Raw genomic sequence first — 20,546 nt, 5'->3', positions numbered from 1 at the left:
ACCTCATGATGTCAGCAGCCGCCACCACCAGCATCCACTCAACCGCAGGTCAGAGGGCCTATCTCCGACACCTGACACTGACTCAGTGACGACATCCCCTCAGTGGCACTGCAACGGCACTTCACAGAACAGCTCGGGGCGGTCGAGATAGAAGTGGTCGCTGGTGAGAACGGACCCGACGTGCACGCCCTTGCCCGTCCCGGCCGCCGCCACGGCAGCCGCGGCCAGCTCGAACGTCGCCGTGTGGCTCAGCTGCACACCGGGGATCCGCTGGGCGCTCATCGCCGAGTCGGTGTGCGCGGCGGTGGCCACGACCACGTCCCGCAGCGCCACCGATGACGGGATCCCGCCGCAGGTGCCGACGCGGGCGATGTCGCATACGCCGTAGACGCGGAAGAGCTCGGTGGCGTAGATGGTGAGGGAGGGCATGCCCATGCCCGAGGCCAGCACGGACAGCGGCCGTCCGCGCCAGGTGCCGGTGTATCCCTCGATGCCGCGCACCTCGGTGACGAGCCGGGCGTCCTGGAGGAAGTCCCGCGCGATCCGGCGGGCCCGGCGCGGGTCGCCCGGCATGAGGACCTGGGGTGCGAAGTCGCCCGGGGCGGCGGATATGTGAGGGGTGGCCATCAGACCCGCTGCCTCTCCTGCGCGGAGGCGGTCGCGGGCAGGGGCTCTCCGGCCAGCCAGCGCATCAGCCGGTCCCACAGCACGGGGTAGCCCTCCCAGGCGAGGAAGCCCGGCGGGGCCCAGTGGGGGGCGAGGTCGGAGGTGAAGGCCGCGGACCTTCCCGCCCCGTATCGGCCCGCCACCAGCAGCGGATGACCGGCGCACTCGACGAGCAGGTCGGCGTCGTCGCGGACAGCCACCTCGTTGAGGCCGAGCAGATCCGGCCAGCGCTCCCCCAGTCCGTCGACCACTGGATGGGGCGCGACCACCCTGGGCGCGGCTCCGGCGGGCAGCTCCACCCGGTCGTCCCGGTCGTACAGGTGCACCGGCAGGGCCGCCGCCAGTGGGGTACGCCCCCAGCGGGCCTTGGCGTCGATCCCGGTGAAGGTGAGATACCCGCCGACCATCAGCAGGCCCCCGCCGCCTTCGACGTAGGCCCGCAGCAGTTCCGTGCGGTCCGGCGTGGGGAGGGAGTGGGCGAAGGTGGGGGGCGTGAGCTGGAAGCTGTTGGCTCCGACGTCGCTGACGACGACGGCGTCGTACGCGGCGAAGCCCTCGACCGTTTCGGGCAGCTCTGTGTCGATCCGGTGCGCGGGCACGTATGTCACCCGGTGGCCCCGGTCGCGCAGCGCGTCGAGGAAGACGGTCGCTCCCTCGACGTACTCACTGGTGTGGAAGGAGTCGAACCCCTTCTGGTGGACGGAGTGGGTGAACCATGACTCACCCACGACGAGGACGTGCGGCATCGTGACTCCTTGCTCGGTGTGCGGTGGGGTGGTGGGGTGGTGGCTTGAGGGAGGGCGGGGCGGGTCAGCGCACCGCGGCCGTGCTGGCGCGCTTCTTGAGCCGCACCGGCAGGATGTGGCGGGAGGCGGGCGGGACCTCGCCCCGGTGGACGTACTGGAGCAGCTGGGCGGCGGCGGTCCGGCCGATGTCGTAGGCCGGCTGATGGACGGTGGTGAGCGACGGGTGCACCCGGCCGGCGAGCATGATGTCGTCGAACCCCGCCACGGACACGTCGTCGGGGACGCGGAGTCCGGCGTCCTCCAGGGCGGCGACCGCGCCGAGGGCCATGAGGTCGTTGGCGGCGAACACCGCCGTGAAGCGGCCCCGCCGGCCGGCCTTGCGCAGGGCGTCGGCCACCGTGTCGTAGCCGGACCGCTCGACGAACGCCCCCTCCACCTCGGTGACCCCGTCCGTGCCGAACGCGTCCCGGAAGCCCGCGATCCGCTCCACGCTGCTGACCAGGTCCGCCGGGCCGCTGACCGCCAGTGCCCGGCGGTGGCCCAGCGCACTGAGGTGTTCGCCGATCAGCTGTCCGCCCCTGCGGTGGTCGGCGGTGACCAGGATCGTCTCGTCGTCGAGGCCCGGCACCACCTCGTCGGCGAGGGCGATGGGGAAGCGGCCGAGCAGCGAGGCCAGCCGGTCCCGGGAGGGCATCGAGCCGGCCGCGTACACCATCCCGTCGATGAAGCGGTTGCGCAGCAGTTGGAGGTAGTGGTCCTCACGGGCGGGGTCGAACTCGGTGTTGCACAGGATGACCCCGTAGCCGAGGTCGTGGCCGGCGTCCTCCACTCCCTTGGCGAGTTCGGCGAAGAACTGATTGGTGATGTCGGGGACGAGCAGGCCGATGACGTTCGTGGCGCCGGCCTGGAGACTGCGGGCCGTGGACGCCGGGACGTAGCCGAGCCGGTTCACCACGGCCCGTACCCGCTCCGCGGTCTCCTCCGCGACCGGCCGGTTGCCGCTGAGCACGTGGGAGACGGTCGTCGGGCTCACCCGGGCCGCCGCCGCCACGTCCTTGATCGACGCGGGCCGGCGCCTTCGGCGCCCGTCGTCCTCCGGCTCACGGGTCATAGTGCTGCACCGCCCTTCCGTGCGAGGTGTCGAGGAGGGCGGGGACCCTCGCCTCGATCCCGGCCAGCAGTCCGGACACGTCCGCCGTCAGCAGTTGTCCGTCGCGTACGACGACCCGTCCGTCCACCACGACATCGCGTACGTCGCTCGCCCTGACGCTGTAGACCAGCGCCGCGGCCGGGTCGTGCAGCGGACGGCAGTGCGGGCCGCGCAGGTCCATCAGCACGATGTCGGCCGCCCTGCCCACTTCCAGCGCCCCGATCCGGTCCCCGAGACCGAGCGCCCTCGCCCCGCCCCGGGTGGCCACCCGGATGGTGTCGGAGACCGTCATCCAGGTGGCGTCGCGTTCCGCCTGCTTCTGTGTCAGGGCCACCAGGCGCATGGCCTCCCACACGTCCAGCGTGTTGTGCCCGGCAGCCCCGTCCGTGCCGGCGGCGACGGCCACACCGGCGGTCAGCAGGTCCCTGACCGGGGTGAGCGGATGCAGGGCGTGCTTGAGGTACACCTTCGGGCAGCAGGCCACGGCTGTCCGGTCCCGGTGGGCCGCGAGGCGGGGCAGGTCCGGTTCGGTGATCCCGCACCCGTGCGCGATGAGCGCCCCTGCGTCGAGGACACCGGTGCGCTCCAGCACCTCGATGGGCGTGACACCGATCCGGGCGAGGCTCGACGTGGTCTGCTCGATGTGCTCGGCCGCGTGGATGTGGACGCGCAGTCCCGTCTCCCTGGCCAGGGCCGCGATCCGGGTGAGGTCGCCCTCGTCCACGGTGTACGGCGCGTGCGGCCCCAGCGACGCCCTGACCCGTCCGCCGCCCGCACCGTGCAGGGCTACGGCGGTCTCGGCGGTGCGCTCCAGGGCTTCCCGGCCGCTGCTGCTGAAGTAGGTGGGCGCGATGTCGGCCCGGATGCCGGTGGCGACAGCGGCCTCGGCGATGCGCTCGGCGTGGAAGTAGTGGTCGGCGAACGCGGTGACCCCGGAGAGCAGCATCTCCGCGCACGCCAGTTCGGCGCCCAGCCGGATGTCGTCCGGGGTGAGGTTGACCTCCATCGGCCATACCCGCTCGTTGAACCACGCCTCGACGCTGACGTCCTCCGCCGCTCCGCGCATCAGGACCATCGGGCTGTGCGTGTGGGCGTTCACCAGGCCGGGTACGGCGAGCAGCCCCGAACCGTCGAGGATCTCGGCGTCGGCATGGCGGGGGCCGGTGCCCGCCGGGCCGATCCACGCGATGTCGCCGTCCTGGACAAGGATGTCCTGGCCGTCCCGCACCTGGCAGGGGCCCTGCTCGGGCACGTCGAGCACCGAGCAGGACGTCACCATCAGTCGTCGCATGCCGCCTGTCCTTTCGTTGGCAGCAGACGCTAAGGACCCAAAACGTTTTGCACAACCGGCGTCCGTCCCGGCCGTTCCGCCCGGTGCGTCAAGGACCGCTGACGGGGTTCCCTCGCCCACCTCGGAGGGACCGCCCTGCATCAGGGGCTTACCGCCCGATCGTGCCTGCGCATCCGGATCGGTCATCAGGGCGGCGGTCACGCCGTTCCCGTCCAGGGCCCCGTGATCAGGAGGTGCCCATGTCGGCGTACGGCCCCGTGGTCTTCGTTTCCAGGAAGGACGGCGCGGACCTGTCGGAGGAGGAGCAGGCCACGGTTCTCCGGCTTGTCCAAGACGCCTGCCTCGGCCTGAACCTGACCGACGATCACGGCGATCCGGTGAGACCGTCGAACTGGGGCTACGACCAGGACGAGAAGAAGGCGTTGGGCATCCTGGTGTACTACTCCTATGCGTGGGCCGACATGCCTGAGGAAATCAAAACCGACACGGCAGTGGGCTGGACACGGTATGGCGCGAGAGTGGCGCGCGAACTCGAGAAGCAGGCCCCCGAGGTCTACGCGTTCACGTCTTACGGACTTGAGGTCTGACAGCACTGCGGAACGCCCTGCCGTCGGGTCAGCTCGCAGTACTGGACGGCTGGCGCTCACCCAGTTCTCCGTCGGCGTCCTGGGCCCTCTCTCTCGACCTTGTCGCCTAGGGCGGGTGACGAGCCGATTCCGGAGGACGGCCGGGCGGGTGTAGGGAATTCCCCAATGCTGTGGTGGTCGACGGTGCGAAGACTTGGTGCTGTTCGCAGGAACAGGGCTGCGGGGCCGAACCCCCCGGGCTCCCGCAGCCCTGCCCCGCGGGCTCCTGCATAGGCGCAGGACCATGCCCAGGACCTGTTCCGCACTGGCCGACGACGACTGCCCCTCTGTTCCGAACAGCTCGAAGAATCAGGGCAGTTGGAACGGCCCGGAACATCCGCCCCTTCCGATCCGGAGGAAACGTGAGACTCAGAACCATGGCGGTGGCGGCCGCACTCGGCGCCACGGTGCTCACCACCGTGCCGGCCGTCACCGCCCCCTACAAGGCCTTCGCCTCCTGCGTGGACGACCACTCCTCATGCGGCGACGAGGACCCGCCGATCAACGAGGACCCCGAGCTCCCCGACCCCGACAACCCCAGTGATCCCGACAACCCCGGCGACCCCGACAACCCCGGCGACCAGGGGCCGGTGGACGCGCAACTGCCCACTGTCGTGACCAATGGGACCAACATCAGCCTGGCGCCCGTCGAAGTGGGGCCGGACCTCGATGTGCCCACTCTCAACCTCGTCGAGAATGCCACGATGCCCGCGGCCCCGGAGGACCCGTCGATCCCCAGTTACAGCTGGGGATCGGATGCCGGCGGAGGCGGAGGCCAGGAAATGGCCATCGAACACAGCCAGGGCAAGAAGTGGGAGGAACACACGAACTGCTACCGCAACGCCAGCAGCGTCGCGGAGAAGCACACAGAGACCATCAGCTACAACGTGACGTACCAGGTCAGCGGGAACATCTCGGCGAAGGCGGGCGACATTCTCTCCGCCACTCTCGGGACCCAGATCAACACCCAGATCACCAAGAGCTACGGCCTCGATGTCACCCTGCAACCGGGTGAGAGCTGGTCGCTCTTCGTCGAGTACCAGACCAAGGTCTACGCGATCACCACGTTCGACTGGCTCAGTCTCACGTACAAGACCGAGTTCGTGAACGTCACGGCGCCGACGGGTGTCCTGACCGGGCGTTCCTGCTGAGGCGGGCTCCCTCCTGATGACGGTCCACTCCTCCGAACCGGTGGCACGACGGGTCACGCCCGTCGTGCCACCGCTCGACGCCGAGGTGGTCCCCGGGGCGGCCGGTGCCAGGGCACTGGCCGCGCTGGCCACGCTCACCGAGGCCACGCGCCGGCACCTCGACAACCCCGACCTGTTCCACCGTCCCCGCTTCCGCACGAAGATGCACGAGCGCCACCTCGCCGATGTCGAGCACGGGCAGGTGACCGCCCGGATCGCCGAAGCCGCCGAGAACCGCGCTGCGGCGGGTCTGCTGGCCGTGCACTCGGTTCGCGCGGAGCGTGCCGAACGGCCGGACCGCCGACCCTGCTTCACCCCTGACGCACTCGCCGAACTGCACAAGATGCTCGTGGCCGCGGACCCCAACATCCCCGGCACCGGCGGCTTCCGGCGCTCCACCTCCCGGGTGAGCTGGCCGGACGGACGGCGCTTCGTCATGGCCGTCGGTGCCGGCGAGGAACTGCGCGAACACGTCCAGCGCTGGTACGAGTGGGGCACCCGAACCACGTCCGCGCCCTTGGACGCGGCGGCGCTCAGCATGGTGCGGCTGCTGACGATCCATCCGTTCCCCGACGCGAACGGCCGGACCTCGCGTCTGCTCGCCGAGTGCGACCTGGTGGCCGCCGGTCTCATGCCGGGGCTCCTGCTGGACATCGAGGGCTGGATCGAACACCACCGCGTCGAACACGACGAGGCCGTGGTCGCCGCAGCCGAGGGGCGGTGGGAGGTGTGGGGTGAGCTGTTCGCACGGACGGTCGCCGAAACCGCCCACCACCGGATCGCGACCGTCACGGCCTACGGCACCCTGATCGACGAGGCGATCGAACGGTCCGAGGGTGACGCGGCCACGACCGCGGTACTGACGTGCCTGCGCTCCAGCCCCGCGGTCTCCGCCGACTGGCTTCGCAACCGCATCCCCCACGACCCGGCCCCGCCCCTCGCGCACCTGCTGGCGGCGGGTGTCCTCGTCCCTCATCCACGCCTCCCGGGGGCCATGGTGCACCCCGAGTCACTCGCCATCCTGGACACACCGTACGGAGCCTCCGGGGTTCGGTGAATCAACGAAGCGCCTGTTCACCACAGTTGTGGCCACTGAGCACATGCGGCCGATGCTTTGGTCCAGCGACGACTGCGCACAGGGTTCCTGTCGGAGGAAGGGGGCGGTCCGGTTCCGGCGGCACGCGCGCCCGGTCTCAGCCGACGTGTTCCGGGCCGGTGTGCGAGAGCGCGGCGACCAGGGCCACTCTGGAGCGCACGCCGGCTTTGCGGAAGATGCGGGTGAGGTGGGCCTCGACGGTCTTGGGCGAGACGACGAGGACGCGGGCTATGTCGTTGTTGGACATGCCGAGGGTCACCATGCGGGTGATCTCGCGTTCTCGTTCCGACATGTCCGGCAGCGGTTCTGCCGCCTCCCGGCTCATGCGGGGCCGGCGTGCCCCGAGCCGGCGTTGTAGATCCACCGCCTGCCGGTAGAGATGGCGCGCGCCCGAGGTCTCCGCGAGCGACTTCGCGCGATTGGAGTGCTCCAGCGCCTGTTCCAGCACCTGCGCCTGCGGATGCACCTGTGCCTCTGCCTGGGGATGCAGCCGATCGCGAGGGACGCGTGACATGAACTCCCGGGCCAGCAGCAGCCTCGCCTGACACTCCATCAGGACCAGCCCGCCGGCCCTGAAACCAGACACCGCCTCCTCCAACGGGCCGACGGGATCCGGGGCGCTGTGGGCCCGCGCGAGGGCGGCATACCCACGTTGGCCCGGCAGTCCCAGCAGATCCGCCTCCAGCGACGCCCGCTGGGCCCACTCGGCGGCCTCCTCGCGCTCACCCAGCATCGCCGCGGCCCGGGCGCCCAGGGCATACCAGATCGGCTTGATGGACCGGGCAGTGCCAGGGTGCCGGTCGTGATCCATGGCCGACCGCACCAGCTCCAGGCATTCGGCGGGCCGCTCCTGGCCGAGCCGGACAGTGGCCAGCACCCCAGCGGTGACCGCCCAGAGCCTGCCGCCCGCGCCGACCTCCTGCACCGCTCGCTCCGCGGTCGACGCCGCGGCATCGGGACCGTCCAGCAGCGAGGTCGCCCAGGCGCGCAGGGCCAAGGCGAACCCGAGCAGCGCCGGCCGCTTCATCCGATGAGCGTCCTCCTCGGCGCCCTCGGCCGAGTGCAGGGCGTCCGTGAGCCTGCCGACGCTGACGCTGGCATAGGCGTGGGCGAGCCGCAGATAGGGCAGGACGAACAGCTGCCCCGAGTCCTGGGCGAGCCTGATACCGCGGGCCGTGTGGCGCAGCGCGTCGTGATGCCGCTCCGCGAGGGCATCGGCCCAGCCCAGTTGGGAGAGGGTGTCCAGGTGCGGAGCGAGGTCGGCGTCTCCTGTCGAGTCCACCAGAGCGCCGGCTTCCCGGGCCCGATGCAGCAGAGTGGGGACGTCTCCCTCGAACGCGCTGCTGTGCGCGAGACGAACGGTGGCGGCCATACGAAGGTGTCTGCTCTCGCTGCCCGTCGCATGTTCCAGCACCTCCGCGGCCAGGGCCTGTGCGCGGGGGAACGTCCGGCGCAGGAGGCTGACCGTGGCCAACTCCAGCCGCAGCGGAGCGCTCAGTTCGGCGACGTCGGCCGGGTCGGCGGAGTCCGCCGACAGGAGTGCGAGCGCCTCCGTCACCAGGGAATCCGCCTGAGCGTAGTTGCCGAGATGGCGTTCGACCATGGCGTGCAACGTCACGATTTCCAAGTCCGACCTGGTGGGGCGCGCGTCGAAAGGCCAGGGGACCCGTCTCAGCAGTTCCCGGGATTCGGGCAGATGCCCGATGGCCCCGAGCGAGCGGGCCAAGGACGTCATCAGCCCTGCCCGCAGCCCGTCCCCGTTCCCGTCCCCGCGCGTAAGGCTCAGCGCCGTGGTCAGCCACGACGCGGCGGCCGCCGGATTCGCCTCCCGCACCTGTTCGGCGGCCTCCGTCAGCAGGCGGACCGCGTCCCGGTCACCCTGTTGCGCGGACCGGGCCACGTGCGGTGCCCGGCGCGCAGGGCAGGTGCCCCATTCCCGCAGGACGCGGTCGGTGTGTGCGTGGGCGGACCGGCGCCAGCCGTGCGGGGCGGCCTGATACACGACGGCGCGCAGCACCGGATGACGCAGGCGGCAGTTCCGCCCTCCTGCGGGATCGATCCGGATCAGGTCCGCGTCGATCAGCCGGTCCAGAGCCCGCGTGACGCTCGGCGTGTCCCGACCGGTGAGTTCGGGGAGGTGGGTGGGGTCGAACTCCTCGCCGAGCACGGCGGCGGTCCTCAGAACGTCATGTTCCACAGCGTCCAGCGGATCGAGTTCACGGGCCAGCGCGGCGCTCGCCGTCGTCACCGTCTCGTCCGACAGGGCCCATGGGCTGCTCCCGTCGGGGGGCGTGAACGTTCCCGGCGACTGGGCCAGCGCCTTCAGGTAGAACGGATTGCCGTTACCGGCTTCGTGGAGGAACCGCTGACGTTCAGTCGTCGGTTCGCAGGCGAGGAGCTCAGCAGCCGTACCTCGCGGCAGCGGCCCGAGGCGGAACCGTTCCACCTGGTAGGCGTCGTCCGGGTCGGCGAGGCTCGCCACCAGTGACCTCGGCCGCTGTCCGGGACGTACGGAACACACGAGGATCAGCGGTGTCCGGAGCCGGGCCCGGCGCAGGAGGTGGTTCAGCAGGTCGATGGACGCGTCGTCGGCCCAGTGGATGTCGTCGAGACAGAGGGTCAGGCGTCGGCGGTCCTCGGCCGCCGTCCACAGCAGACTGGCGATGCATCGGCGCAGTCGCGCCCGTTCCCCGTCCGCAGGCTCGGATCCGACCGCCGTTCCGTCACCGCCGGGTTCCGACCCCGCATCCGCTTCCTTGAAGTGCCGAAGCAGCAGGGCCCGGTCCTCTGGCGCGAGTGATGCCGCTGCACCGGGCAGTTCGAGAGCCCCGACGACCGGGTTTCGGAACAGCGCGAAGGGATGCCCCCGATCTCCACAGGACACCCTGCCCGACAGCACGGTCAGCCCCGCTCGCCCGGCGAGTGCGGTCCATTCCGCCAGCAGACGGGTCTTGCCGATCCCGGGCTCCCCGGTGATCTCCAACAACCACGGACCCGCGTGCGACACCCCGGTGATGACCTTCCGCAGCCGCCCGATCTCCTGCTCGCGGCCGATCAGGGGCTCTTCGGAGCCGGACGACCGTGCCTGGTGCAAGCGCGTGTCCAACGGTGCTTCCCCTCAAGACGGTTGTCAGTGCGAGAGCAAGTCTTATCGAACTCAAATCCGATTACGTCGGGGGAAACACGTAAGCACCGTACGTATCCGCCACACCGGGCCCTTCCCCGCACCGCAAGGAGGAGGCCGTCCAGGGCTCTTTGAGTCGTCCAACGGCGACAGGCTCACAGCCATACCCAGAACCCCTGGGTCCGCTGAACAGCCGTCAGGCGTCGAAGCGGTGGCGGGCGGTCTCGATGTGGCCGAAGTAGCGGTGCGTCCAGTCGCACATCGCGACGACGGTCGCGCGCAGGCCCTGCCCCGGCTCGGTGAGGGTGTACTCGACCCGCGGCGGGACGGTGGGGTGCACGTCTCTCTCGACCAGGCCGTTGCGCTCCAGCATGCGCAGGTTCTGGGTGAGCATCTTGTGGCTGATGCCCTCGATCTCGTTGCGCAGTTCCGTGAAGCGCAGGGTGCGTTCACCGAGGGTCTCGATGATCAGGAACGCCCACTTGTTGGCGACGTCGGAGAAGATCTCTCGCGCCAGCGAATCCGCGCGCCGGAAGTCCGCGTCCTCGGACGGGCCTTTGATCTCTTTGGTCACCATCAGGTTCCCCAGTCACCGAAAAGTGCGTTCTTCCATGTCAGCGGTCACTCTCCTACGGTTCCTGAGTAACCGCAAGAGACCATAGGCGCCTCGCAGGCGCTCAGGACAAGGAGACGGACAGCATGGCCATCAACCTGGTGAATCCGAGCGGGTTGCCCAAGATCGATGTCTACCGGCAGGTGTCGATCGCGACCGGTTCGAAGCTGGTATTCGTCGCCGGTCAGGTCGCCTGGGACGCCGAGGGGAGCACGGTCGGCGAGGGCGACCTCGCCGCGCAGGTCGAGCAGTGCTACCTCAACGTCGGCACCGCCCTGGCCGAGGCCGGCGGCTCCTTCGACGACGTGGCGAAACTGACCTTCTACGTCGTCGACTGGACCCCCGACAAGATGCCCCCGCTCCTGGAGGGCATCTCGCGGGCGTCAGCGAAGCTTGGCATCACCCCGGTCCCGCCGGCGACGCTCCTGGGCGTAGCGGCCCTCGACGTCCCCGATCATCTGGTCGAGATCGAGGCCACCGCGGTCCTCGACTGAGCGGACGGCCTGCGCCCCACGGAACATGACTGGCTCTGCCGACGCGGGCCTGCGTCACCGCCCCCTCAGTGCTGATGCCGCCTGGCCATCCACTGCCAGATGTGAGTTCCGTCGATGCTGGGGTCGTTGCGGGCGACGTAGATCCACGACCAGTGGCCGTTGAACTGGTGTCCGTTCCAGACGACTTGGTCGTAGAGCGTCATCCGCGAACCGGGGATCACGTCGTGCGCGTGGACGGTGTTGGCCTGTGGTTCCACGGTCGGGTCGTCGCGGGAGGCGACGAGCCAGGTGGGGGTGGTGATCCGGGCCAGTTCGCTGTCGGGGATGAGCGGCGGGCCCCCGGCCGGGAACGAGGTGACCACGCCGCAAATCGGCACGGAGGCGGCGAACAGGGTGGGGTGGACGGTGGTCATCTTCATGCTCATGTAGCCACCGTTACTGCACCCCGCGACGTAGATCCGGTCGCGGTCGACGTGGTTCCTGCGCGTGACGTCGCTGATGATCTCGTGGATGAGTGGGGCGAAGCGAGGGCCGTCCTCCATCCAGTAGGAGGTGCTCTGCGGGGCGAGGACGTAGGCGCCGTCGAAGATGCGCTGCGCCTGCGGGGTGGCGAAGCCCAGCGCACCGCGGTTGGCTCGCAGCGTGGTCTCGTTGTCGTAGTAGTGGTCGGGCAGTGAGGCGCCCTCGCCCGCGCCGTGGAGCCAGACGATCAGCGGGCGCCCACGCCTTCGGGAGGTGGGGGAAGCAGCGGGTGAGTACAGCCGGTACTTCATGCCCGAGCCCGAGATGTGGGAGCTGAACGCGTCCACCTCGGGGCTCGACAGGCGTGGGTTCTGCACGAAGTCGTCGATGGTGATCGACCGGTGATCGCGCAGCGTGATCGGGGCGTGCTGGGTGATGGTGTAGTCGAGGTCGAGCAGCACGTTGCGGCCCTTGCCCGCGATGTAGCCGAGCGTGCCGCCCCCGATCCGGCCCTCGCCGTGGCTCAGTTCGAGCACGATGTCGCCGTGGTCGTCGAGCCGTACGGCGGTCACCGTGCGGTCGAGGTCGTACTCGCTGAAGATGACGTCGTCGGCCGCGACGGGGATGGGGCTGGTGGCTTTGGCGTGTACGCCGAAGGTGCCGGTGGTCAGGCCGGCCGGGTCGATCGGGCCCAGCCGGGCGGTCTTGAGGGTGACCGAGGTGACCTGTTCGCCGCCGTCGAGCACCTGAGCGTCGAGGGTGAATCTCACGCTGGTCGCCGCACGGTCGTCGGCGTACACGGCGACGCCGGGCAGGGACAGACCGGCGGCGCCCGCGCCGGCGGCGAGAACGGTGCGACGGCGGATGTGTGTTGCCATGCGGACTCCTTGTGGGGGTACGGAGGCTTCGCTACGGCCCGTGCGCCGAACTCGGCTGCGCTGCACACGAGTTGACGACACGTTCGATCCAGTATGCCGAGGCTCGGCGTAACGGGACCCCCGTCAGTGCGGTGGTCCGGCGATCCATGGCGCCGCCGTCATGGCCTTCCTCGCTGCATCCCTTGGCCGGTCGCCGGGCTCATCAGGGGCGGGTCCAGCGTTGGTTGCCGCCGTTCGAGCAGGAGTAGAGCTGGATCAGGGTGCCGTTGGCGGTGCCGTTCGAGGCGGCGTCGAGGCAGAGGCCGGACTGGACGCCGACGATGGATCCGTCGGAGTTGAGGCGCCACTTCTGGTTGTCGCCGCCCCAGCAGCTGTAGATCTGGACTTTGGTGCCGTTGGCCGTGCCACCAGCGTCCAGGCACTTGTTGCCGTAGACCCTGAGTTCACTCGCGGCGGTGTATGTCCACTGCTGGTTGGTGCCGTTGTTGCAGTCCCACAGCTGGAGCTGGGTGCCGTCGGTGGTGGTGGAGTTGGGGACGTCCAGGCAGCGGCCGGAACCGACGCCCTTGATCGTCCCGGAGCCCGAAGGGGGCGTGGAGGTACCGCCGTTGAGTGCGTTGAGTACGGCGGTGTAGGCGGGCTTCTTGCTGCCGTCGCCGTTGAACAGCAGCGGTGTCTGCTCCGCTCGCCAGGAGTCGGTGTCGCGCACACCCCAGACCGTGATGCCGAGGCAGCGCGAGACGGCCAGGCAGTCGTTGGTCACGCCGGCGTAGGTCGCGGCCGGGGCTCCCTGGATGTCGAGTTCCGTGATGGCCACGTCGACGCCGAGGGCTGCGAAGTTCTGCAGGGTGGTGCGGAAGTTGCTGTTGTAGGGGCTGCCGCTGTTGAAGTGCGACTGGAAGCCGACGCAGTCGATCGGCACGCCGCGCTGCTTGAAGTCCCGGACCATGGTGTACATGACCTGGGTCTTGGCCCAGGTCCAGTTCTCGACGTTGTAGTCGTTGTAGCAGAGCTTGGCGGCGGGGTCGGCGGCGCGCGCGGTGCGGAAGGCGACCTCGATCCAGTCGTTGCCGGTGCGCTGCAGGTTGGAGTCCCGGCGGGCTCCCGAACTGCCGTCGGCGAAGGCCTCGTTCACGACGTCCCACTGGGCGATCTTGCCCTTGTAGTGGCTCATCACGCCGTTGATGTGGTCGATCATCGCCTGGCGCAGGGTGCTACCACTGAGGCTCTGCATCCAGCCGGGCTGCTGGGAGTGCCAGGCCAGCGTGTGTCCGCGGACCCGCTTGCCGTTCTGCACGGCCCAGTTGTAGACGCGGTCACCGGCGGTGAAGCTGAACTGGCCCCGCTGCGGTTCGGTGGCGTCGATCTTCATCTCGTTCTCGGCCGTCACCGAGTTGAACTCACGGCTCGCGATCGTCGTGTACGCGGAGTCGCCCAGTCTGCCGGAGGCGATGGCGGTGCCGAAGTAGCGGCCGCTCTGCGCCGCGGCGGCACCGAGCGTGCTCTCGGCGGCGTGTGCGGCCGGCGGTGTCACCAGCGCACCGACTGCGCTGAGGACGCCGAGGATGCCGATGAGCAACGCCGGCAGTAGACGTCGGCTCCTCCGGCGGACTTCGCATCCGGGCAGGGCGTACGAACCCATGACTGTGCCTCCAAAACGGACATCACAGAATGGCGGGAGCGCAGGGGCGGGCGTCGGGCACTTCGTCGGTCGCCCCTCGGACTCGGATGATTGAGCGCTTGACGGTGGATCGTCAATAGATTTCGCGAAGAAAGTTTCAATCCGTCATTCGAAACATTCGGAGATCTGCAGTCCCAGACATCACTGCAGACAGAACGGTGACAGGTCTTGACCGAGGGGCTGCCCATTTCTAGCTTGTGGCATCGAAGGATCCGTGGACTTCTCGAATGTTTCGAGAAGTCCACCCCGTCCCCCACCTTCATGGAGGCCCTCAGATGCGGTTACGCCACCCGTCCACGGTCCCGCTCAGACGCCTGCTCACCGTCCTCGCGCCGCTGCTGCTCGTGGCCACCGTCCTCGGCGCTCAGCCCGCCGACGCGGCGACCGTGGACCCAGGCGCCTCGTACGTGCTGGTCAACCGCAACAGCGGCAAGGCCCTCGATGTCTACAACATGGCCACCACCGACGGTGCCCGCATCACTCAGTGGGCCAGGAACGACCAGGCCCAGCAGCAGTGGCAGTTCGTCGATTCCGGGGGCGGCTACTACCGCCTGAAGTCCCGGCACTCGGGCAAGGTCCTGGACCTGTACAACTGGTCCACCGCGAACGGCGGTTCGATCGTCCAGTGGGCCGACCTCAATGCCTCCAACCAGCAGTGGCGGCTGGCCGACAGCTCGGACGGCTACGTCCGGCTCGTCTCGCGCCACACCGGCAAGGCACTCGAAGTGCAGGGCGCGTCCACCGCGGACAACGCGAACATCGTCCAGTACGACGACTGGGGCGGCGCCAACCAGCAGTGGCAGCTCGTCAAGGTCGGCGCCGACTCCCCCAGCGCGTGCGACCTTCCCTCGGCCTACCGCTGGACCTCCACCGGTGCGCTGGCGCAGCCCAAGGCCGGGTGGGTCTCGCTCAAGGACTTCACCGTCGTGCCGTACAACGGCAGGCAGCTCGTCTACGCGACGACCCACGACACGGGCACACGCTGGGGCTCGATGAGCTTCAGCCCGTTCTCCAACTGGTCGGACATGGCCTCGGCGAGCCAGAACACGATGTCGTCCTCCACCGTCGCGCCCACGCTGCTCTACTTCGCCCCGAAGAACATCTGGGTGCTCGCCTATCAGTGGGGCAGCACCGCCTTCTCGTACCGGACATCGAGCGATCCCACCAACCCGAACGGCTGGTCAGCCCAGCAGGTGCTTTTCTCCGGGAGCATCTCCGGCTCGGGAACCGGGCCCATCGACCAGACGCTCATCGGGGACGGGACGAACATGTACCTGTTCTTCGCCGGTGACAACGGCAAGATCTACCGGGCGAGCATGCCTATCGGGAACTTCCCGGGCAGCTTCGGCGCGACTTCCACCGTGGTCATGAGCGACACGACGAACAACCTGTTCGAAGCCCCGCAGGTCTACAAGCTCCAGGGTCAGAACCGCTACCTCATGATCGTCGAGGCGATCGGCTCGCAGGGCCGCTACTTCCGCTCCTTCACGGCCACCAGTCTCAACGGAACCTGGACACCCCAGGCCGCGACCGAGGGCAACCCCTTCGCCGGCAAGGCCAACAGCGGCGCCACCTGGACCAACGACATCAGCCACGGCGAACTGATCCGCACCGGCCCGGACCAGACCATGACCGTCGACCCCTGCAATCTGCAGTTGCTCTACCAGGGCCGCAGCCCCAGCTCGGGCGGCGACTACGGTCTCCTGCCCTACCGCCCGGGTCTGCTGACACTCCAGCGCTGACGACAGCTCCCCCATGAATCCCCCCAACCCGCGAACGGGGCGCCCTGTAACAGGGCGCCCCGCCACGGTGTTGTGACCGCCGGTCAGTCGGCCGGTGTCAGAGCGACCTCGGCGCTGCCCGAGAGGGACGGCAGGCCGGCCGGGGGCGTGTCCGTGTAGGAGGCGTTGAAGACCGCCTTCAGGTTGTCCGAACCGGAGTGACCTCCGTCCACGAACGTCTTGAACGATCCCGAGCAGCCGTTGCTCGTCGACAGCGGGTGGCCGTGCGAGTCGTGGCCGAGGATGAACGAGACGCTGACCTTGGCGCAGTCCACCGGCTGGTCGTCGGTGACGGTGACCTGCCAGGTGACCGTGTCACCCCAGTGGAACGGGGTGCCGCCGTGCGGTGCCGGGTCGGTGGTGAGCGAGACGACCGGCGCCTTGTTGCCGACGACGACGGGGACGGACGCGGAGGCCGAACGCCCGGTGCTGTCGGTGACCTTCAGGGTGGCGTCGTAGACGGCGTTGTCAGTGAAGGTGTGCGTCGGGTTCGCCTCCCTGGAGTCGACCGTGCCGTCGGCGTCGAAGTCCCAGGCGTAGCGCAGGGCGTCGCCGTCGGCGTCCTTCGTGCCGGCGCTGGAGAACTTCACGGTCAGCGGGCTGGTGCCGTTGACCACGTCCGCGGCGACCTTGGGCTCCGGGGTGCGGTTGCCGCGGGTGAAGTCGATACGGGAGAGCTGGGCCTCGGGCAGTTCCGCGAAGTACCCGGTGCCGTATTCGAGGACGTAGAGCGCGCCGTCGGGGCCGAACTCGGCGTCGATCGGGCCGTCCGTCGTGATCGTGGGGATCGCGTCCTCGATCTTGAGAACCTGATTCTTCTTGCCCAGGGTGATGGCCTTCATCTGGTCACGGGTCCACTCGTAGAAGAGCGGCTTGCCGTCGAAGTACGAAGGCCAGCGGTTCTGGGACTTGTTGCGGTGGTCGTACTGGTACACCGGGCCGCCCATGGGTCCGATGCCGCCCGTGCCGAGTTCGGGGAACTCCGCGGATGCCCCGTAGCCGTACACGATCTCCGCGTCCTCGACCGGGGGCAGCACGCCGCGGCCGGTGTTGTGGCGCGAGTCGTTGACCGGCTTCGCACAGTCGAAGGCGCCGCTGGAGGTCTGAGTGGCGAAGTCGTAGTCCTGGTAGGGCATCTTCCGGGTCACGCAGAACGGCCAGCCGTAGTTGGCGGGGCGGTCGATGACCATCCAGCGTCCCTGGCCCGCGGGGCCGCGGCCCGGGTTGGCGCTCTGGGCGTCGGGCGAGTAGTCGCCGACATAGACCTCGCCGGTCTTGTCGTCGACCCCGAAGCGGAACGGGTTGCGCAGGCCCATGGCGTAGATCTCGGGGCGGGTCTTCGGGGTGCCCGGCGCGAAGAGGTTGCCGTGGGGAATCCGGTATCCGCCGCCGGGCTTGACCTGGATGCGCAGAACCTTGCCGCGCAAGTCGTTGGTGTTGCCCGCGGTGCGCCGGGCGTCGTAGGCCGGGTTGCGGTCGGCGCGGTCGTCGAGCGGGGCGTAGCCGTCGGAGGAGAACGGGTTGGAGTCGTCGCCGGTCGACAGGAACAGGGTTCCCTTGCCGTCGAAGTCGATCTTGCCGCCGACGTGGCAGCAGATGCCGCGGTCGGCCGGGACCTCGATGACCTTCTGCTCGGTGGCGAAGTCGAGCTTGTTGCCGACGAGCTTGAACCGCGAGAGGCGGGTGACGCCCTTGTACTTGGCGAAGTCCGCGGCCGTGCCGAACAGCGGTGCGTCGCCTTCGTTGACGCCGGGGGTGGCCGGGTCGTCCATGGGGGTGTCGAGGCGGGGCGAGTAGTAGAGGTAGACCCAGTGGTTCTTGGCGAAGCCGGGGTCGATGGCGATGCCCTGGACGCCTTCCTCGTCGTGCTGGTAGAGCCCCGCGGGGCTCTTCTTCAGGTCGGCGGCAAGGAAGTTAACGCCGCTCTTGGGGTCGTGGATGCGGACCTCTCCGGTGCGTGCGGTGTGCAGCACCCGCCGGTCGGGGAGGACGGCGAGGGCCATGGGCTCGCCCGGGCGGTCGTTGAGGGTGACCTTCTGGAAGTCCGACGCGGCCGGCGGTGCCGGGTCCGGTTTGGCGGCCTGCGCCGGGGAGACGGGCATGAGCCCGACGGCTCCGGCCAGGGCGGCAGCCCCCAGGAGGGTGACGATCCGTCTGTTGCGCACTCAGAACTCCTTCGGTCTGGTCGGCGGCCGCGATGCGGGTCCGCGGCCGACGACCGGTGCGGGTGGAGGCGGGTCAACTAACAGGCGTGCAGGAGGCGTTGCGTGCCGGCACGCGACTGTTGGAATGTCAGATGACGCTTCGTCAGTGGCGGGCTCGCAGGGCCGCGAGGTTGTCGTAGCCGATGCGGGCGAACTCCAGGGACTGGCCGGGCACGGTCGTGCTGGGGGCGTTGTCCTGCTCGACCATCGGGTTGCGGTAGTTCTTGGCTCCCACCCGGGTGAAGAACCGCCGGTAGTCGATGTCGCCGGTGCCGAAGGGCACCATGTCGTAGCCCAGGCCGCTCTGGGTGTTGACGACGCCGTCCTTGGCGTGGAAGAGCGGGAAGCGGGTGCTGTTGCGCTCCACGAGGGCGGCCGGGTCGAAGACGCGCTCGCGCTGGGAGCCGTCGTGGGCGGTGTAGGTGTGGAACTTGTACTGGGCCACGTGTGCCCAGAAGACGTCCAGCTCCAGGTAGACGCTCTTGCGGTCGGTGACCTTCAGGAAGTACTCCAGCTTGCGGATGCCGGAGCTGCGGGTCGGCCGGCCCTGCGCGTCCAGCGGGCCGCCGTCGAGCAGGAAGTCGTAGGCGCTGTCGTGGTTGTGGGTGTAGAGCTTGATGCCCTCGCGGCAGGCGATGGCGCCCAGGGTGTTCCACTTCTGCGCGGCGGCGTCCCAGTCGGCCCGGTAAGGCGTGTTGACGGGGTCGGCGCCGGTCCCCATGTGCTCCATGCCGAGAATGTTGGCGATCTCCAGCCAGCGCTTGAAGGTGTCCCGGTCGGCCGGGGTCAGCGGCCAGGACGGCGGAATGTAGCCGTGACTGCCCTGCGCCCGCAGGCCGTACGCGTCGAGCCAGGAGCGCATCAGCTTCGCGCCCTTGACCGTGCCCAGGTCGGCGCCGCCGGGGGCGTTGGCGTGCTGGCCGTATCCGGCGAACTCCACCTGGCGGTAGCCGAATCGGGAGAGCTGCTTGAAGACCTCGCGGAAGCCGGAGGGCAGGTCGGAGGCGAGCGGGTCTCGGCTGATCGCGTCCCGGACGGTGTAGAGGATGATGCCGCGCTTGTGCGGCGGGACCAGGGCGGAACGGCCGTGGTCATGACCGCCGGTCTGCGATCTGTTCTGCGCCAGGGCGGGCGAGGCGCCGAAGACCGGGGCCGCGATCGCCGCCCCGGTGACGGCGGTGCAGGTGCTGAGGAAGCGGCGGCGGTTGACGCCGAGCGTGCGGCGCAGGGCGTCGCCGGTGACGGCTTCGTCGTTGAACGCGGTCACAGTGGTTCTCTCTTTCGTCGTCGCGGTGCTGCGGGTGCCGTGCGGCTTCCGCCTCCGGCGAGGCCGGCGAGCCACAGGAGAAGGGACTTCACTTCGGTGGCCGCTCCACGGCCGGATACTGCGCGGGGGGGGGTGGAGAACAGGGCGAGCGGACGCCAGTGGTCGCTCGTGGGGAGGTGGCCGGCCTCGTCTGCGGAACGTCGCCGAGGTCTCGGATGTACCTGCGGGCCGGCGGGGTCAGGCGCGCACCGGATCGGGCGGCGAGCGCTGCCCGGAGCGGGTTGACGACGGCCACCCGCGCCGGCGCGTTGCGGACGCGGAACAAGACGAGGTCGGCCGCGAAGTCGGTGATGAGCTTCTCGTCGCTTCGCGTGTCGCCCGGGAGGGGGCCGCCCAGCCGCATCTCCTGGTCCGCGGCCCGGAGTTCGGTGCGTACGGGGGGGCGATCCCGTGCGGCAGAACGGTTGAAGGGCGTGGTCTCGGTGACCATGCCGGTCGGCGGCCGCAGTCGGGCGGCGACCGCCGCACATCCGGCGACGGCGGTGGTGGCAGCCGATCCGCGGGCTCCGACGAGCCAGGCACCGGTGCGTGCGGCCCGCCCGCCGGTCTCGGGTTCTGATCCGTTCCCGTCGTCCTTCACGGGCTGCCTCCCTGCCATGTCGATGTTCCGATGTGGTTGGAGGACGGTGGGCGGGGCCTTGAGGCTCTTCCGTCCACCGTCGGCATTGGGACGGCTCGGCCGCGGCGCCGAGACCTGCTCCGTGTTGCGCGCGGTCGCGGTGCGCGAGGGGGCGGCGCGGGGCCGCCGCTGAGAACTACGCGGTGTCTGAGGGCTCTTGGCCCTGCGCTGTGCAGGACCGTCCTCGGTCGGTCGGCTCGCTGCGGCGCCGTACAACGGTGCTCGTACGGCCTGAACCGGTCGTCAACTTCGAACCACTGTGTGGTTCCTGTGCACGAAGGGACCGTAGCCCCGTTCGTCCTTGGCCGGAACCCCTTGCGCACCGAAACGGCGAACTTCTTCCAGAACCAGGACAAAGGCGGGAGCGGGCAGGCCGGATCAGCCCGGCGGCTTTCCTTGACGGTCTGTCAACACCGGGCCGATTTACGCCTCCTGTGGCGGAGCGCCTAGTTGTCGCCGCCTCCGAAAGCGGCGTCGAAGGAGGCCGTCGGTGGCTCGAAGTCGTACTTCTTCAGGCTCTTCAACGCCTCGGGCGCGCCCTGGAGGCGGTCCATGCCGGCGTCCTCCCACTCCACCGAGACCGGGCCCCGGTAGTCGA

General features: G+C 69.5%; 15 protein-coding genes and 3 pseudogenes. 5 read left to right on the top strand and 13 right to left on the bottom strand.

What is annotated here, in order from left to right; all coding sequences use genetic code 11:
* Positions 1 to 99: 99 nt before the first annotated feature.
* The 4 genes from G3I78_RS46005 to G3I78_RS45990 form a co-directional block, all read right to left on the bottom strand.
* The gene (locus tag G3I78_RS46005) at positions 100 to 627 is read right to left on the bottom strand and encodes a purine-nucleoside phosphorylase (RefSeq protein WP_164436403.1); all 528 of its coding nucleotides are present in this window, start codon (positions 625 to 627) and stop codon (positions 100 to 102) included.
* Complete coding sequence (locus G3I78_RS46000) at positions 627 to 1,412, bottom strand: glutamine amidotransferase (RefSeq protein ID WP_164436401.1); 786 nt, start codon at positions 1,410 to 1,412, stop codon at positions 627 to 629. The genes G3I78_RS46005 and G3I78_RS46000 overlap by 1 nt, the downstream gene beginning before the upstream one ends.
* A gap of 64 nt (positions 1,413 to 1,476) precedes the next feature.
* Complete coding sequence (locus G3I78_RS45995) at positions 1,477 to 2,523, bottom strand: LacI family DNA-binding transcriptional regulator (RefSeq protein WP_164436399.1); 1,047 nt, start codon at positions 2,521 to 2,523, stop codon at positions 1,477 to 1,479.
* Positions 2,513 to 3,853, bottom strand: a complete 1,341-nt coding sequence (locus G3I78_RS45990) for an amidohydrolase (RefSeq protein WP_164436397.1) — start codon at positions 3,851 to 3,853, stop codon at positions 2,513 to 2,515. The genes G3I78_RS45995 and G3I78_RS45990 overlap by 11 nt, the downstream gene beginning before the upstream one ends.
* Before the next feature lie 239 nt (positions 3,854 to 4,092).
* Here G3I78_RS45990 and G3I78_RS45985 point away from each other — a divergent pair, with 239 nt between their 5' ends.
* The 3 genes from G3I78_RS45985 to G3I78_RS45975 all read left to right on the top strand — a co-directional run bounded on the left by G3I78_RS45985 (position 4,093) and on the right by G3I78_RS45975 (position 6,726).
* Positions 4,093 to 4,440 carry a hypothetical protein gene (locus G3I78_RS45985; RefSeq protein WP_164436395.1) on the top strand — a complete coding sequence of 116 codons (348 nt, stop codon included), beginning with the start codon at positions 4,093 to 4,095 and terminating at the stop codon, positions 4,438 to 4,440.
* Between the two features lie 401 nt (positions 4,441 to 4,841).
* Positions 4,842 to 5,630, top strand: coding sequence for a DUF6426 family protein (locus G3I78_RS45980; protein WP_164436393.1), 789 nt, complete (start codon positions 4,842 to 4,844; stop codon positions 5,628 to 5,630).
* A gap of 16 nt (positions 5,631 to 5,646) precedes the next feature.
* A complete protein-coding gene (locus G3I78_RS45975) occupies positions 5,647 to 6,726 on the top strand; it encodes a Fic family protein (RefSeq protein WP_164436391.1) in 1,080 nt (359 codons plus the stop codon).
* Between the two features lie 136 nt (positions 6,727 to 6,862).
* Here the strand turns inward: G3I78_RS45975 and G3I78_RS45970 are convergent, their stop codons facing one another.
* The gene (locus G3I78_RS45970) at positions 6,863 to 9,871 is read right to left on the bottom strand and encodes a LuxR family transcriptional regulator (protein ID WP_164436389.1); all 3,009 of its coding nucleotides are present in this window, start codon (positions 9,869 to 9,871) and stop codon (positions 6,863 to 6,865) included.
* Positions 9,872 to 10,085: 214 nt separating this feature from the next.
* Positions 10,086 to 10,466, bottom strand: a complete 381-nt coding sequence (locus G3I78_RS45965; RefSeq protein WP_164436388.1) for a helix-turn-helix domain-containing protein — start codon at positions 10,464 to 10,466, stop codon at positions 10,086 to 10,088.
* A 122-nt stretch (positions 10,467 to 10,588) separates the two neighbouring features.
* Between G3I78_RS45965 and G3I78_RS45960 the strand changes: the two genes are divergently transcribed.
* Entirely contained in the window at positions 10,589 to 10,996 is a 408-nt protein-coding gene (locus tag G3I78_RS45960) for a RidA family protein (RefSeq protein WP_164436386.1), read from the top strand.
* Between the two features lie 65 nt (positions 10,997 to 11,061).
* Here G3I78_RS45960 and G3I78_RS45955 read toward each other — a convergent pair whose 3' ends face one another.
* Complete coding sequence (locus tag G3I78_RS45955) at positions 11,062 to 12,336, bottom strand: prolyl oligopeptidase family serine peptidase (RefSeq protein WP_164436384.1); 1,275 nt, start codon at positions 12,334 to 12,336, stop codon at positions 11,062 to 11,064.
* 202 nt (positions 12,337 to 12,538) lie between these two features.
* Positions 12,539 to 13,978 carry an endo-1,4-beta-xylanase gene (locus G3I78_RS45950; RefSeq protein ID WP_164436381.1) on the bottom strand — a complete coding sequence of 480 codons (1,440 nt, stop codon included), beginning with the start codon at positions 13,976 to 13,978 and terminating at the stop codon, positions 12,539 to 12,541.
* A 314-nt stretch (positions 13,979 to 14,292) separates the two neighbouring features.
* Here G3I78_RS45950 and G3I78_RS45945 point away from each other — a divergent pair, with 314 nt between their 5' ends.
* Entirely contained in the window at positions 14,293 to 15,759 is a 1,467-nt protein-coding gene (locus G3I78_RS45945) for a non-reducing end alpha-L-arabinofuranosidase family hydrolase (RefSeq protein ID WP_164436379.1), read from the top strand.
* Between the two features lie 83 nt (positions 15,760 to 15,842).
* On the opposite strand, the gene G3I78_RS45940 is transcribed toward G3I78_RS45945, so the two are convergent.
* The 5 genes and pseudogenes from G3I78_RS45940 to G3I78_RS45925 form a co-directional block, all read right to left on the bottom strand.
* A complete protein-coding gene (locus G3I78_RS45940) occupies positions 15,843 to 17,963 on the bottom strand; it encodes a PQQ-dependent sugar dehydrogenase (protein ID WP_164436377.1) in 2,121 nt (706 codons plus the stop codon).
* A gap of 142 nt (positions 17,964 to 18,105) precedes the next feature.
* Positions 18,106 to 19,269 carry a sugar phosphate isomerase/epimerase family protein gene (locus tag G3I78_RS45935; protein WP_164436375.1) on the bottom strand — a complete coding sequence of 388 codons (1,164 nt, stop codon included), beginning with the start codon at positions 19,267 to 19,269 and terminating at the stop codon, positions 18,106 to 18,108.
* Positions 19,266 to 19,451, bottom strand: a pseudogene (locus G3I78_RS52535) (hypothetical protein); the annotation flags it as partial. The gene G3I78_RS45935 and the pseudogene G3I78_RS52535, both read right to left, overlap by 4 nt.
* Before the next feature lie 98 nt (positions 19,452 to 19,549).
* Positions 19,550 to 19,927 (bottom strand): annotated as a pseudogene (locus tag G3I78_RS45930) (myo-inositol-1-phosphate synthase); the annotation flags it as partial.
* Between the two features lie 467 nt (positions 19,928 to 20,394).
* A pseudogene (locus G3I78_RS45925) lies at positions 20,395 to 20,546 on the bottom strand (sugar phosphate isomerase/epimerase); the annotation flags it as partial.

This window comes from Streptomyces sp. SID13726 (assembly GCF_010548375.1).
Classification (GTDB): domain Bacteria; phylum Actinomycetota; class Actinomycetes; order Streptomycetales; family Streptomycetaceae; genus Streptomyces.
This window is presented reverse-complemented; position numbering and strand designations above follow the sequence as displayed.